The sequence below is a fragment of the Bradyrhizobium cosmicum genome (genome assembly GCF_032290525.1).
In the GTDB taxonomy this organism is placed as follows: Bacteria; Pseudomonadota; Alphaproteobacteria; order Rhizobiales; family Xanthobacteraceae; genus Bradyrhizobium; species Bradyrhizobium cosmicum_A.
Window position 1 is genome coordinate 225981 of record NZ_JASXTA010000003.1, and the last position, 15080, is coordinate 241060.

Sequence of the window (15080 nt, forward strand, 5' to 3'; positions counted from 1 at the left end):
CAGATCGGCGCAGCCATGAACATGCAGATCCTCGCCCTCGCCTTCCTCGCCACCGCCGCCGTCGGCGGCATCGCCTGGGTGTTCCTCTACCCACTCCTGTCCGGAGAGCGAAAGGCGGAAGGCCGCCGCGCCTCGATCTCGCGCGCCGAAGCGCCCGCGGCCAAGCAGGCCGAGAAGAGCCAGCGTTCGCGCCGCGAACAGGTCGAGACCTCGCTCAAGGATCTCGAGGCCCGGCGCCAGCAGGAGAAGAGCGTACCGCTCAGCGTCCGCCTTTCGCAGGCGGGCCTCGATTGGACGCCGCAGAAATTCTGGATCGCATCCGCCGTCGTGGCGGGCGTGTTCTTCGCAGGCGCCATGTTCACCGGTGGCGGCCTGCTTGGCGCCGCCGGTCTTGCCTTTGCCGGCGGTTTCGGCCTGCCACGCTGGGCGCTGGGCTTCCTGAAGAAGCGCCGCGAAAGCAAATTCCTCGCGGCGCTGCCCGATGCGGTCGACGTGATCGTCCGCGGCATCAAGGCGGGTCTTCCGCTGTTCGAATCGATCAAGGTCGTCGCCGCCGACGCGCCCGAGCCGCTGCGCAGCGAGTTCCTGGCCATTATCGAGACGCAGGCAATCGGCATGCCGCTCGGCGAGGCCTGCTCGCGCCTCTACGACCGCATGCCGCTGCCGGAAGCCAACTTCTTCGGCATCGTCATCTCGATCCAGCAAAAATCCGGCGGCAACCTCTCCGAGGCGCTCGGCAACCTCTCCAAGGTGCTGCGCGACCGCAAGAAGATGAAGGAAAAGATCCAGGCGATGTCGATGGAGGCCAAGGCCTCGGCCGGCATCATCGGCTCGCTGCCGCCGATCGTGATGTTCCTCGTCTATCTCACGACGCCGCACTACATCTCGATTCTGTGGACCCATCCGACCGGCCAACTGATGCTGGTCGGCTGCGTCGTCTGGATGTCGATGGGCATCATGGTGATGAAGAAGATGATCAATTTCGATTTCTGACGGTGACGTATGGTCGAGTTCCTCGTTTCGAAACTGCATGACGTCCGCTTCATGACCATGCTGCTGGCGGCCATCGCCGCCAGCGCCACGGTCTATACGCTGGTGATGCCGCTTTTCGCCGGCGAAGGCCTCTCCAAGCGCATGAAGGCGGTGGCGAGCGAGCGCGAGCGTATCCGCCAGCGTGAGCGCGAACGCCTCAACAAGAGCGAGAAGGTCTCGCTGCGCCAGACGCCGAAGCAGGTCGTCTCCAGGGTCGTCGAGGACTTCAATCTCACGAAATGGCTCGCGCAGGAAGCGGCGCGGGACAAGCTCATCATGGCGGGCTATCGCGGCCAGGCGCCCTACATCACCTTCCTGTTCGCCCGCATGGTGGCCCCGATCGTGCTCTTCGTCGGCTCGCTCATCTATGTCTTCCTGATCGCTCGCATGGAGCAGTCGATGCCGATCAAGATCGGCATCTGCATTGGCGCCGCCTATCTCGGCCTCCAGGCGCCGATGCTGTTCCTCAAGAACGCGATCTCGAAGCGCCAGCTCTCGATCAAGCGCGCCTTTCCCGATGCGCTCGACCTGCTGCTGATCTGCATCGAATCCGGCATGTCGGTCGAAATGGCGTTCCGCAAGGTCGCGACCGAAATCGTGGGCCAGTCGATCGCGCTGTCGGAGGAGTTCACCTTGACCACGGCCGAGTTGTCCTATTTGCAGGATCGCAAGGTCGCCTACGAGAATCTGGCGCGGCGTACCGGGCTCGAGGGCGTCAAGTCGGTGTGTCTCGCGCTTCAGCAGGCGGAGCGCTACGGCACCCCGCTCGGCCATTCCTTGCGCGTGATGGCGCAGGAAAACCGCGACATGCGCATGAACGAGGCCGAGAAGAAGGCCGCCGCGTTGCCGCCGAAGCTGACGGTGCCGATGATCCTGTTCTTCCTGCCCGTGCTGTTCGTCGTCATTCTCGGGCCGACCGGCATCAAGATCACCGAGCTACACTGATGCAGGGCCGGGACCTCAAGCGGCTTGAAGATTTCGAAGATCGGGTTTGATCAATCGGACCGGCTGAGCGAGGCGACCGGCGTCCGCTTCGGTGCGCCGCGCGCTGCGTCGCTGCGGCTCAGCATGTCCTTGAGATAAGCGACATTGGCGGCGGCCTGGTCCGGCGGCAGGTCCGCCTTCACGATGGTCTCGGCTTCGGCGAAGCGGCCCTGGAGGCCGACGACCATGCCGAGATTTTGCCGCACCCGGGTGCTCGCGCGCGGCGAGGCGTAGGCCTGCCGAAGCGCCTCTTCGGCCTTGGGCAGGTCCTTCGACAGCATGTAGGACAAACCGAGATTGGAGAGCACGCCAGGATCGCCCGGCGCGATCTTCAGTGCGCTCGCGTAATAGGCGCGGGCCTCTTCGTGGCGGCCCATCTGATCGAGCGCGGTGCCCTGCACCGAGAGCAGGCGCCAGTCCGGATTGTCGGGCGAATGCGCCTTCGACAGCACGTCGAAGGCCTGCTGGAAATTTCCGTTGTCGGCGAGCGCGCGGCCATACTGGGCGAGCAGCGCCTTGTTGCCGGGATTGGCGATCGTCGCCTGCTCGAGCACGGCGGCGGCCTGCGCGCGCTGGCCGTTGGCCCGCAAGGCCTGGCCATAGCCGAGCGCGGCGTCGGCGTCCTTGGGATTGGCACGATAGCGCTCGCCATAAGCTTCGGCGGCGCGCGCGGGATCGGCGGGGGCGGCTTCCGCACGCGGCCCGACCGAGCCCGTGACTTCGGAGAGTTTCGACATGGCCGTGCAGCCGCCGAGGCCCATGGCCACCGCCGCGACCAGCGAGGTGGACGCGAGAAGCCGGGCAAGACTGAACCGTTGACGCATGACGCTTTGACTCACGAGCCGATTGATCGAGCCGAACGCGCCAGCAATAGACCGTTAACCCTAACGGCCGGTTAATGCCGGCAGCCTTCACGGCGGCGCTCGCGGCGGCGTCTCGCCGCCAAGGTCGAGATCGGGGCCGAGCACCTTCACCTGCTCATTCAGGTCCCGCAGCAATTGCAGTCGCCGCCGCGCGTGCGCAGCAACATCGACGCACGTACGCGACACTCCGGGCCACTCGCGCCGAAGATCGTCGTGGTCGACCAGACGTTGCGCGAGGAGCTCGTCCAGCTGAACACGATCGATGCCGAGCACGCCGGCGGAATGCTCGATCAACCGGCACAGCAGCAAGGTCACCGCAGTCATCGCCTCAACATCGTGCCTGTGCTCCGACCTTGCGAACTTGCCCGCGATATCGGCCCAGGCGTGTGAGGTGACGAGATAGGCGTGGAGCGCGCCCGACCAGTCCGCATCGCCGCCGGCATAAAAGGCGCTACGCGTCAGGAGCCGGCGGGCCAGTGCTGCGACCTGATCACGCTTCAGCGTCGCACATGAGGCGATCTCGATAGTCGACTGGACGGCCGGATCGCGGGAAAAATCCCGTCCTGCCGGCAGCCTGATGACGCCGTCCGGCAGGTTCGAGTCGAGCGGCGTGAAGGCGCCGCCGTTACGTGGCCGCGAATAGCGCGCGATCGCGAACCGATGCGCCGTCCCGTGCAACGATGGGCCAAAATGAATGATGTTGAAGCCGGCATCGTCGCCGGCCTGTCCGGTCGAGGACGGACAGGAGAGTACGTAGATGGTGCGCCAGAAGGGCTCGCCGTTCTCGCTCCGCGTCGCGCGCGGATCCGGAATCGAATAGCGGGTGAGGCCCTCGACATGCCGGTGTCCGTGCAGAACCAGACTGACGTTGAGCGACGTCGCCGCTTCGAGAAAGGTCGCGGGCGCTGCGAGATACATCAGCGGTTCGTCGGGCACGCCGAGAAACCGCTTTCCCTCGCCGGTCGCCTGCGGCAGCGGATGGTGATGCAGCGCCAGCACGCGCACCAGGTTTTCCGACGGCTCGGCATAATCGGCGCGCCCCACAGTTCCCATGCTGCCGGCGAGCTCGACGCTCAGCCGGGCGGAATCCGCGACAAGCGCGTTGTAAGCGGCCTCGTCGACATTGCCGCTCGCCAGCGTCGTGAGACTCGCTCGGTTGGAATCCAGCAGCACCAGATCGAGGCCGGCGTGGCGGTAGTAATTGCTCTTCGAGGTCCGCGGCAGATGCAGATAGTCATAGGCGTCGTACCGGCCCGCACGCTGGCCCGGCCGCTTGACGTCGTGATTGCCGGCAACCGCCTGGATGTCGGTGAACAATCCGGTCCGCCGGAACGATGCGATGACGGCGAGCGCTTCGTCGAGCGCGCGCGGCGTCGGGTCGTCCACGAGATCGCCCGTGATCAGCAGGATGCGGTCGGGGATATCGGCGTAGTCCGCCATCCCCTTGCGGATTGCCGCGCTGAGCGCCTCGATTGTCGCCAGCAGCCGGCCTGACCCGTCCAGATGCAGGTCGGAAATCTGCGCAATAACGAACGATCTATCCATTTTGCGCCGCTTATTTGCGAATGCTGCGCCGCCCAAACGATGAGAGAAATGCCTTTCACGAGCGAGTCCGGCTCGTATCGGCCCGGGCAAGGAATGACCCGGGCACGCGCCTACGCTCGATACGAGCATGACACGAACGCAACAATCTACAATACTCGCCGATAATGCCACAACCGAAGCGCTAGTAAAGCCCCGGCGACTACGCTCCCGCGAACAACAGGTCTCGTGATGGATACGAGATCGGCCCGGCGATAGTTTCGCCCATCCAATCAATATTCGATGGCAAGCCGCTTGCGGATTTCGTCGACGCGCCTGTCGAGAGCATCAAACCGCGCATGGATGGAGCGGTCGTGAAGATAGAAGACGTAGCCGCCGGCAAGGAATCCGAAGATCCAATGATGATGCTCGACATAGCCAAAAATCGCCGCGACGGCCTCACCGATGAATGTGACCACGCTCCACAGAAATTCCATTGTAGCTTCCTCCCGGCAGGCTTCGTCTTTGGCCGCCGAAGATCTCTGTCCCCTGGCGGCCGTTGCCGGAACCTAGCATGGCCCCCTTGTTGCGAGTAGCGGCTCGCTGAACGGTGACAGCAAAGCCGATTGCGGCGGCGGCGAAACTCTGCGAAGTCTCGTCCATTCGTATGACCTGTTTGAGCCGACGTTCCGGACCCGCCAATGCCTTCAATCTTCGAGACATCGTCCACTGCCATCCCGATCACCTTCGTCACCAAGTCGAGCTGGGATCAGGTCGCCGAGACGCTGCCGCCGGCGCAGCGCCAGTTCGCCACCGCGAACGCCTTTGCCGGCAAGCCGGGCGGCTATCTCGCACTGCCCGCGCCCGATGGCACGATCGCGCGCGTGCTGTTCGGCCTCGAGGACGATGGAGCAAGATCGCGCGACCTGTTCCGGCCGGGCGCCCTGCCCGGCCTGCTGCCGCCGGGCATCTATCGCTTTGCCAATGCACCGCACGATGTACGGCTGGCGGCGCTCGCTTTTGCACTGGGGTGCTATCGCTTCGCCCGCTACCGCAAGGCCGACCGTCCCGACGTCCGGCTGGTGCCACCTGATGGCATCGATGCGGCCGAGATCAATCGCATGGCGGATGCTGCGATGCTGGCGCGCGATCTCATCAACACGCCGTCCAACGACATGGGTCCGGCGGAGCTCGCCGCGGCCGCGCAGGCGCTCGCCGCCGAATTCGGCGCAAGCTTTGCCTGCACCACCGGTGAAGAGCTGAAGTCGAATTTTCCGCTGATTCACGCCGTCGGCATGGCATCTAGCCGCGCCCCGCGGCTGATCGACATCGGCTGGGGCGATCCGGCTCATCCCAAGGTGACGCTGGTCGGCAAGGGCGTCTGCTTCGACACCGGCGGGCTCGACCTCAAGCCATCGAGCGGCATGCTGATCATGAAGAAGGACATGGGCGGCGCCGCCAACGTGCTGGCGCTCGCGCGCATGGTCATGGACGCGAAGCTGAAGCTGCGGTTGCGCGTGCTGATTCCCGCCGTGGAAAACGCAGTCGCGGGCAATGCCTTCCGCCCGCTCGACATTTTTACGTCGCGCAAGGGCATCACGGTGGAAATCGGCAATACCGACGCTGAAGGGCGGCTGGTGCTCGCCGACGCGCTGGCGCTCGCCGACGAGGAGAAACCGGATCTGCTGATCGATTTGGGTACGCTGACCGGTGCCGCGCGGGTCGCGCTGGGGCCGGATTTACCGCCCTTTTACACCAATGATGAGACGCTTGCCGCCGACGTCGCGCGCTGCGCGGCGCTGGAGAACGATCCGTTGTGGCGCATGCCGCTTTGGCCGCCTTATGATGCGTGGCTGGATTCCAAGACGGCCACCATCACCAACGCACCGTCCGGCGGGTTTGCCGGCTCGATCACCTGCGCGCTGTTCCTGCAACGCTTCGTCGAGCAGGCCAGGAGCTGGCTGCATGTCGACATCTATGGCTGGACGCCGTTGGCAAAGCCGGCGCGGCCCGAAGGCGGCGAGTGCCAGGCCGCGCGCGCCATCTACGCACTCTTGAGCGAACGCTATGCATGACCCCAGACACGATCCAAGGCTGACGCCGGCGCGGGGCGACATCGCCGCGAAATATCTCGAAGGCAAGATTGAGGCGGAACGCTTCGTCACCGGCGAGGATTTCGAGGTGGCCGATCCGGTCGCGCCCATGCGCGAACAGCCGTCACCGGCCGCGATGCTGATGACGCAGGCGCTACGCGGCGAGCGCGTCACGGTCTACGATCGCAACGGCGAGGGCTGGGCCTGGGGCCAGCTTGCCGCTGACGGCTATGTCGGCTGGCTGCCGGATGCGGCGCTCGCGAAGCCATCGGCGCCGCCGACCCACGTCGTCAGCGCGCTGCGGACGTTCGCTTTCCCCGGCCCCTCGATCAAGCTGCCGCCGGCCGACACGCTGGTGCTGGGATCGAAGATCACGATAGCGCGCGAGGACGGCAACTTCGCCGTGACGCCCGAAGGAACGTTCCTGCCGAAGGCGCATCTCGTCCCGCTCGATCATCGTGAGCCGGACTTCGTCGCGGTCGCAGAACGCTTCGTCGGCACGCCCTATCTCTGGGGCGGCAAGAGCAGTTTTGGCATCGATTGCTCCGGCCTCGTCCAGGTCGCGCTGACCTCAGCAGGCATCGGCTGCCCGCGCGACAGCGACATGCAGCAGGCCGGCCTCGGCCGCGCACTCCAGTCACATGATCGAGGCAGCTTGCTGCGCGGCGATCTGATCTTCTGGAAGGGCCATGTCGCCATCGTCCGCGACAGCGGCACCATGGTTCACGCCAACGCGCATCACATGGCGACGGTGGTCGAGCCGATCGAGCCTGCGCTCGCGAGAATCAGGCAGGCCGGCAGCGAGGTCGTCGCGATCAAGCGGCTCTGAGCACGTTAGGTCGCTACCGCCCCATTTCCCGCCGTCTCCAGCCGGAACGCCGCCGCGAACAGCGCGCGCGTGTAGTCCGTCTTCGGGCTCTTGAACAGCTCGGCAGCCTGGCCTTCCTCGACGACCTTGCCGCCGCGCATCACGATCAGATGGCTCGCAAGTGAGGCGACGACGCGCAAATCGTGCGAGATGAACATGTAGGTCAAGTCGCGCCGGCGCTGCAAATCGCGCAGCAGATCGACCATCTGCGCCTGAATCAGCATGTCGAGCGCGCTGGTCGGCTCGTCCAGCACGACGAAATCCGGCTCCAGCACCACCGCGCGCGCGATGCTGATGCGCTGGCGCTGACCGCCGGAGAATTCGTGCGGATAGCGATGACGGGTGTCCGGCTTCAGGCCGACATCCTCGAGCGCCTTGACGACGCGCTCCTCGCGCTCCTCGCGCGACAGTTTTGGTTGATGCACCGAGAGGCCTTCGGCGATGATGTCGGCCACCGACATCCGCGGGCTGAGCGAGCCGAACGGATCCTGGAACACGATCTGCATGTCGCGCCGGAAGGGCCGCATCTCCTTGAAACGAAGGCCCTGAATGTCGTTGCCCAGGAACACGATGCGTCCATTCGAGGAGATCAATCGCATCAGCGCGAGTCCCAGCGTCGTCTTGCCCGAGCCGGATTCGCCGACGACGCCGAGCGTCTCGCCCTTGCGCACGGCGACGCTGACGCCATCGACCGCCTTGACGTGGCCGACCGTCTTGCGCATCAGGCCGCGCTTGATCGGAAACCACACCTTGAGATCATTGGCCGACATCACCACCGGCGCATCCGGCTGCGGCGGCGCCGGATCGGGCTTCGGCTCCGCGGCGAGCAGATCGCGCGTATAGGGATGCTTCGGACTGGTGAAGACCTGCTCGACCGGCCCCTGCTCGACGATGACGCCGCCCTTCATGACGCAGACGGTATCGGCGATGCGTCGCACGATGCCGAGATCGTGGGTGATGAAGAGCAGGCTCATGCCGAGTCGCGATCGGATCTCGGCAAGCAGCGCCAGGATCTGCGCCTGCACGGTGACGTCGAGCGCCGTGGTCGGCTCGTCCGCGATCAACAGGTCCGGCTCGTTGGCGAGCGCCATCGCGATCATCACGCGCTGGCGCTGGCCGCCGGAGAGCTGGTGCGGATAGCTCTTCAGCCGCGTTTCGGGCGCGGGAATGCCGACCTGCGTCAGCAGCTCCAGCGTCCGCCTGCGGGCCTCGGCATTGCTGGTCGGATTGTGCAGCTGGATGATCTCGCCGATCTGCGCCTCGATCGTGTGCAGCGGATTGAGCGAGGTCATCGGCTCCTGGAAGATGATGGAGATGTCGCTGCCGCGGATCTCCCGCATCTCTTGCTCGGAGCGGTCGATCAGCTCCTGCCCCTTGAAGCGGATGCTGCCCGAGGGATGCGAGGCGTTCGGATAGGGCAGAAGCTTCAGGATCGAAAGCGCGCTGACCGACTTGCCTGAGCCGGATTCGCCGACCAGCGCGACGCACTCGCCTCGCTTGATCTGGAACGAGACCTGGTCGACCGCAAGCGTGGTGGCGCCGCCCTGATGGAAGGCGACCGAGAGATCGCGCACGCTGAGCAGAGGCTGGTTGATCGCGTCCATCACGCCCTCACCTGAACGTCTTGCGCGGATCGAAGGCGTCGCGCACGGCTTCGCCAATGAAGATCAGAAGTGACAGCATGATCGCGACCGAGAAGAAGCCGGAAAAGCCGAGCCAGGGCGCCTGCACGTTGGACTTGCCCTGCGACAGCAGCTCGCCGAGCGACGGCGAGCCGGGCGGCAGCCCGAAGCCGAGAAAGTCGAGGGCCGTCAGCGTCATGACCGAGCTCGACACGATGAACGGCAGGAACGTCATGGTCGCCACCATCGCGTTCGGCAGCAAATGCCTGAACATGATCACGGCGTTCGACACGCCGAGCGCCCGCGCCGCCTGGATGTACTCGAAGTTGCGCCCGCGCAAGAATTCCGCGCGCACGAGCCCGACCAGCGACACCCAGGAAAACAGGAGCAGGATGCCGAGCAGCACGAAGAAGCCGGGTACCAGCACCGAGGACAGGATGAGCAACAGATAGAGCGACGGGATCGCAGTCCATATCTCGATGAACCGCTGGAACAACAGGTCGATCCAGCCGCCGAAATAGCCCTGCACCGCGCCGGCCGCGATGCCGATCACGGAGGAGATGATGGTCAGGCAGAGGCCGAACAGCACGGAGATGCGGAAGCCGTAGATCAGCCGTGCCACCACGTCGCGGCCCTGATCGTCGGTGCCGAGCCAGTTGTATTCGAGATCGCGGCAGCTCTTCAGACCTTTCCGCTCGACCACAGGCTTGCACTGCGCCTCCGTCAGCATCCAGGTCGGCGGTGACGGCGCCGGCGTCGGCAGGTCGAGATTGTGGGTGTCGTAGGAGTAGCGGATCAGCGGCCAGACGATGCTGCCGCCCTTCTCCCTGATCAGCTTCTGCAAATAGGGATCGCGATAGTCGGCGGCGGTCTCGAAATCGCCACCGAAGGTCGTCTCCGAATAGGTGACGACGGACGGCCAATAGAGGTGGCCGTCATATTTGATCAGGAACGGCCGGTCGTTGGCGATCAGCTCGGCGAACAGCGACACCACGAACAGGATCATGAAGATCCAGAACGACCAGTAGCCGCGCCGGTTCGCCTTGAAATTTTGCCAGCGCCGCCTGTTGAGCGGCGATGGCACGAACGGCTTGCGTGTCATCGGCACGGCATCGCCGAGCGGCGACTTCGCAGTGGTTTCGATCGGCGTGGTGGGGGCGGCCAGCGTCATCAGACCTCCCGCGCCTCGAAATCGATCCGCGGATCGATCCACATGTAGGTCAAGTCGGAGATGAGGTTGATCACGAGGCCGACGAGCGAAAAGATGAAGAGCGTGCCGAACACCACGGGGTAATCACGGTTGAGGACGCTCTCGAAGCTGAGCAGTCCCAGCCCGTCCAGCGAGAAGATGGTCTCGATCAGAAGCGAACCCGAGAAGAAGGCGTGAATGAAGGTGCTGGGAAAGCCCGCGATGACGATCAGCATCGCGTTGCGGAAGACGTGGCCATAAAGCACCCGATTCTCGCCGCAGCCCTTCGCGCGCGCGGTCATGACATATTGCTTGCGGATCTCGTCCAGGAACGAGTTCTTGGTCAGGAACGTCATGGTGGTGAACGCGCCGAGCCCCATGGCGATCAACGGCAGCGTCAAATGCCAGAAGTAATCGATGATCTTCCAGTACCATGGAAATTGCGACCAGCCGTCTGACGTCAGCCCGCGCAGCGGAAACCAGTTGAAGAACGAGCCACCGGCGAACAGGATGATCAGGAGGATCGCGAACAGGAAGCCGGGAATGGCATAGCCGAGCACGAGCACGCTCGACGTCCAGGTGTCGAAGCGCGTTCCGTCCCTAACCGCCTTGCGGATGCCGAGCGGGATCGAGATCAGGTAGGTCAGGAGCGTCAGCCAGATGCCGAGCGAGATCGAGACCGGCAGCTTTTCCTTGACCAGCTGGAGCACGCTGACATCGCGAAAATAGCTCTTGCCGAAATCGAAGCGGGCGAAATTCCAGACCATCAGCGCGAAGCGTTCCGGTGCGGGCTTATCGAAGCCGAACTGCACCTCCAGCTTCTTGATGAAATCAGGATCGAGCCCCTGAGCACCACGATATTTCGAATTGATCTCACCGCCGGCACCAACCTGCCCCGGGGCGCGCTGCGCAAAGTCGCTGCCGCCCGAGATACGCGAGCTGCCGCCGGTGTCGGCGCCCGAAAGCTGCGCGATCACGCGCTCGACCGGACCGCCCGGCGCGAATTGCACGACGACGAAGGAGACGAAGAGGATCCCGAGCAGCGTCGGGATCATTAGCAGGATGCGGCGGGCGATATAGGCGCTCATGATTATTTCGCCCGCTCGAGCTTGGCCGCCTTGGCGCCGTCATGCCACCAGATCTCGGGGGCGCCGACGCCATTGGCGTAACGTGGCAGCTTCTGGGGGCGGCCGAACTGATCCCAATAAGCGAGCCGATGCGTCTTGTTGTACCATTGCGGTACCCAATAGCGGCCGGCGCGGAACAGGCGATCGAAGGCACGGCAGGCGACGGTCAATTCCTCGCGGCTGTCGGCCGCCATGATCTTCTCGATCATGGCGTCGATGGCCGGGCTGGCGATGCCGGCGAGATTATACGAGCCCTTGGTCGCGGCGACCTGCGAAGAGAAGAACGCGCGCATCGCATCGCCCGGCGTCGCCGACATGCTGAAACGCTGGATGGTCATGTCGAAATCGAAATCTTCCTGACGCGCCCTGTATTGCACGGCGTCGACCAGGCGCACGCTCGCCTCGATGCCGAGCGTCGCCAGGTTCTTGATGTAGGGCGCGTGGTGCGGCTGGAACGAGGGCTCGTCCAACAGGAACTCGATCCTGAAGACGTCACCGTTCGGCAGCACCCGCTTGCCGTCCTTGATCGGCACGCCGGCCTCGTTCAGCAGTTGCTGCGCCTTGCGCAACAGGCTGCGGTCCTGCCCGGAGCCGTCCGAGACCGGAGGCGAAAACGGTGCGGTGAAAACCTCGTCGGGAACCTGGCCGCGAAACGGGTCCAACAGCTTCAGCTCTTCCGGCGAAGGCGGCCCGTTGCTCGCCATCAGATCGGAGTTCTGGAAAGGCGACACCGTACGGGCATAGGCGCCGTACATGATGGTCTTGTTGGTCCATTCGAAATCGAAGGCATCGATCAAGGCCTCGCGCACGCGAGGGTCCTTGAATTTTTCGCGCCGCGTGTTGATGAACCAGCCCTGCGCGCCGGACGGCGTGTCGTCAGGCACGGTTTCGAGCTTGACGCGGCCGTCCTTGACGGCCGCAAAGTCATAGCGCGTCGCCCAGATGCGTGAGGTGAACTCCTCCCGGTAGAGATAGTTCTTGCCGGTGAAGCCCTCGAAGGCGACATCGCGGTCGCGGTAGAATTCATAACGCACGATGTCGAAATTGTAGCTGCCGCGGCAGGGCGGCAGATCGGCGGCCCACCAGTCCTTGACCCGCTCGAACTCGATGTAGCGATTGACCTCGAACTTGCCGACCTTGTACGGACCTGAGCCCAGCGGAATCTCCAGAGACGTTTCGTCGAACGGGCGGGATGCATAGAAAGCCTTGGAGAAGATCGGCAGGCTCGCGGCATAGAGCGGCACGTCGCGTGCCCGCCCCTTGGCAAAGGTGACAACGAGCGTCGCATCGTCGATCGCTTCAGCGCTGACCATATCGCGCAGCTGCACGATGATCAGCGGATGCCCCCTGGTCTTCAGCGCCGTCAGCGAAAATGCCGCGTCATGGGCGGTGAGCCTGGTGCCGTCGTGGAATCTCGCCTCGGGCCGCATGGTGAAGCGATAAACCAGCCTGTCCGGCGATATCCGCACGGATCTGGCGGCAAGCCCGTACATCGCGTCCGGCTCGTCGCTTGCCCGAACCATCAGCGGCGAGAACGTCATGTCCATGCCTTGGGCGCCGTCACCCTTCAGGATGAACGCGTTGAGCGAGTTGAAGGTCTGGTATGACTGGTTGTAGGCGCGCACCGACGGGATGAGCGAGAACATGCCGCCCTTCGGCGCATCCAGATTGACATAGTCGAAATGGCGGAAGTCGGCGGGATATTTGAGATCGCCGAAGGCCGAGATGCCGTGCGCCTCGGTCCCCGCCTCAGATGCCCGCGCGCCGCGCGGCGACGCAACGAAGGACATTCCAAAGGCGCCGCCGACACCCAAGGCCAGCACATCGCGGCGTGACATCTGCGTCATGCGAGGGATGTCCTTCACGATTTCTTTGTGATCCGCGCCGCCTTATCCGCGTCGTACCACCAGATGAACGGAAAACCGGACTGACCGTATTTCGGCAATTCCGTCGGACGGCCGAAGCGATCCCAGCGCGCGGTGCGCACCTTCGTATAGGTCCACTGCGGCACAACGTAGTGATTCCACAGCAGCACGCGGTCGAGCGCCTTGGTTGCGGCGACGAGATCGTCGCGATCTCTGGCGTAGATCACCCGCTCGATCAGCTTGTCGATCGCCGGATTCTTGATGCCGGCAATATTGCGTGAGCCGGGGATGTCGGCCGTCTTGGACGACCAGAACTCGCGCTGCTCGTTGCCGGGCGACTGCGACTCGCCCCAGGAGTTGGTGACGACGTCGAAATCCCACTCGCGCGTCCTGTTCTCGTATTGGGTCGGATCGACCGTCCGCACGCTGACGGCAATGCCGAGCCGCTCCAGCGACGGCTTGTAGAACAGCGTGATCCGCTCGAAGCTCGGATCCGAGTTCAGCAACTCCAGGGAGAACTGAGCGCCGGTCTTGACGTCGACCAGCTTGCGGTCGCGCACCTCGTAGCCGGCCTCCTTGAACAGGCGCAGCGCCTCGCGCAGATTGTCGCGCACCGCTTCCGGACTGCCGCCGACCGGATTGGTGTAGGCCGCCGTGAACACTTCGGGCGGGACTTCGGCGCGGACGGTCTCGAGGATCTCGAGCTCCTTGCCCTGCGGCAATCCGGTCGCCATCAGCTCGTCGATGCCGTCGAAATAGCTGCTGACGCGCTTGTACTGGCCGTAGAAGATTTGCTTGTTCATCTCCTCGAAGTCGAACGCGTAGTTGAGCGCACGACGCACGCGGGGATCGCTGAACTTGGCGCGGCGCAGGTTCGGCACGAACGCCTGCATCACGCCCGAGCTGCGATTGGCGAACTCCTCGAGGATCACGCGCTTTTCGGTCACGGCCGGGAAGTCGTAGGCCGTCGCCCAATTCTTCGCGCTGTTCTCGGTACGCCAATCGACCTGATCGGCCTTGAAGGCCTCGATCGCTACCGTGGCGTCGCGGAAATATTCGTAGCGCAGCTCGTCGAAATTATTGCGGCCGACATTGGCGGCGAAGTCACGCCCCCAATAGTCCTTGACGCGCTCCAGCGCGATCGATCGCCCCGCAACGAATTCCTTGACCCTGTAGGGGCCGGACCCGAGCGGCACCTCGAGCGTGGTGGCGGAGACATCGCGCTTGCGGCCCTGGGCATCGGTCCCCTCCCACCAATGCTTCGGCAGGACCGTGAGCTGCCCGACGATCTGCGGCAGCTCGCGGTTGCCGGGCGCGTCGAATGTGAACTTCACCTCGCGCTCGCCGACCTTCTCGGCCTTCACCACGTGGCTGTAATAGGCCGAATACATCGGATGGTGCTTCTTGAAGGAATCGAGCGAGAAGATCACGTCATCCACAGTGACGGGCTTGCCGTCATGCCATCTGGCCTGCGGCCGCAAACGATAGGTGACGAAGGAGAAATCCTCGGGGTGGCTGACAGCCTCGGCCAGCGCGCCGTATTCGGTCGAGACCTCGTCAAGCGAGGGCGTCAGTAGCGATTCGTAGATGAACGCGACGGCCCCGGCGACCTGCCCCTTCACGCCGGAGACGACGATGTTGAAATTGTCGAATGTACCGACGGCGATCTGGCGCGCGACGCCGCCTTTGGGCGCTTCCGGATTGACGTAATCGAAGCGCGTGAAGTCGGCGGGGTACTTCACCTTTCCGAACAGCGACAGCGCGTGCCGCCAAGGCAGGTCACTGGCGGATTGCGCGCGCGCCGTGCCGATGACGGCAACGCCTACGGAACCAAGGGCGGGGAGCGCTGCCGCAGCAGTACCGGTGAGCAGGAGATCGCGTCGGGTGATGGCCAAATCAATAGTCCTGTCTTGAAG

At 64.3% G+C, this 15080-nt stretch carries 12 protein-coding genes; 4 read left to right on the plus strand and 8 right to left on the minus strand.

Annotation, left to right across the window (positions count from 1 at the left end; genetic code table 11):
• The first annotated feature begins 15 nt into the window (after positions 1-15).
• Complete coding sequence (locus QSV46_RS07165) at positions 16-993, plus strand: type II secretion system F family protein (protein ID WP_314948535.1); 978 nt, start codon at positions 16-18, stop codon at positions 991-993.
• A 9-nt stretch (positions 994-1002) separates the two neighbouring features.
• The gene (locus QSV46_RS07170) at positions 1003-1977 is read left to right on the plus strand and encodes a type II secretion system F family protein (protein ID WP_314948537.1); all 975 of its coding nucleotides are present in this window, start codon (positions 1003-1005) and stop codon (positions 1975-1977) included.
• A 50-nt stretch (positions 1978-2027) separates the two neighbouring features.
• Here QSV46_RS07170 and QSV46_RS07175 read toward each other — a convergent pair whose 3' ends face one another.
• From QSV46_RS07175 to QSV46_RS07185, 3 genes are all read right to left on the minus strand, one after another.
• Positions 2028-2840, minus strand: coding sequence for a tetratricopeptide repeat protein (locus tag QSV46_RS07175; RefSeq protein WP_314948540.1), 813 nt, complete (start codon positions 2838-2840; stop codon positions 2028-2030).
• A gap of 87 nt (positions 2841-2927) precedes the next feature.
• Positions 2928-4424, minus strand: coding sequence for a metallophosphoesterase (locus QSV46_RS07180; protein ID WP_314948542.1), 1497 nt, complete (start codon positions 4422-4424; stop codon positions 2928-2930).
• A gap of 269 nt (positions 4425-4693) precedes the next feature.
• Positions 4694-4897, minus strand: a complete 204-nt coding sequence (locus QSV46_RS07185) for a hypothetical protein (RefSeq protein WP_314948544.1) — start codon at positions 4895-4897, stop codon at positions 4694-4696.
• 204 nt (positions 4898-5101) lie between these two features.
• Here QSV46_RS07185 and QSV46_RS07190 point away from each other — a divergent pair, with 204 nt between their 5' ends.
• Positions 5102-6475: a leucyl aminopeptidase family protein gene (locus QSV46_RS07190; protein ID WP_314948547.1), complete on the plus strand. Its 1374-nt coding sequence runs from the start codon at positions 5102-5104 to the stop codon at positions 6473-6475.
• Positions 6468-7322, plus strand: coding sequence for a C40 family peptidase (locus tag QSV46_RS07195; RefSeq protein WP_314948549.1), 855 nt, complete (start codon positions 6468-6470; stop codon positions 7320-7322). Before QSV46_RS07190 ends, QSV46_RS07195 begins: the two co-directional genes overlap by 8 nt.
• 5 nt (positions 7323-7327) lie before the next feature.
• Here the strand turns inward: QSV46_RS07195 and QSV46_RS07200 are convergent, their stop codons facing one another.
• Genes QSV46_RS07200 through QSV46_RS07220 form a run of 5 tightly spaced genes read right to left on the minus strand, consistent with a single transcriptional unit; the run spans position 7328 to position 15059 of the window.
• On the minus strand, positions 7328-8965 hold the full coding sequence (locus tag QSV46_RS07200) for an ABC transporter ATP-binding protein (RefSeq protein WP_314948552.1): 1638 nt from the start codon (positions 8963-8965) through the stop codon (positions 7328-7330).
• A gap of 7 nt (positions 8966-8972) precedes the next feature.
• Complete coding sequence (locus QSV46_RS07205) at positions 8973-10154, minus strand: ABC transporter permease (RefSeq protein ID WP_314948553.1); 1182 nt, start codon at positions 10152-10154, stop codon at positions 8973-8975.
• Positions 10154-11260 (minus strand): microcin C ABC transporter permease YejB, encoded by a 1107-nt coding sequence (locus QSV46_RS07210; protein ID WP_314948555.1) that lies wholly within the window; start codon positions 11258-11260, stop codon positions 10154-10156. The genes QSV46_RS07205 and QSV46_RS07210 overlap by 1 nt, the downstream gene beginning before the upstream one ends.
• A gap of 2 nt (positions 11261-11262) precedes the next feature.
• Positions 11263-13146 (minus strand): extracellular solute-binding protein, encoded by a 1884-nt coding sequence (locus QSV46_RS07215; RefSeq protein WP_314948557.1) that lies wholly within the window; start codon positions 13144-13146, stop codon positions 11263-11265.
• Between the two features lie 14 nt (positions 13147-13160).
• On the minus strand, positions 13161-15059 hold the full coding sequence (locus QSV46_RS07220; RefSeq protein ID WP_314948560.1) for an extracellular solute-binding protein: 1899 nt from the start codon (positions 15057-15059) through the stop codon (positions 13161-13163).
• Positions 15060-15080 lie beyond the last annotated feature (21 nt).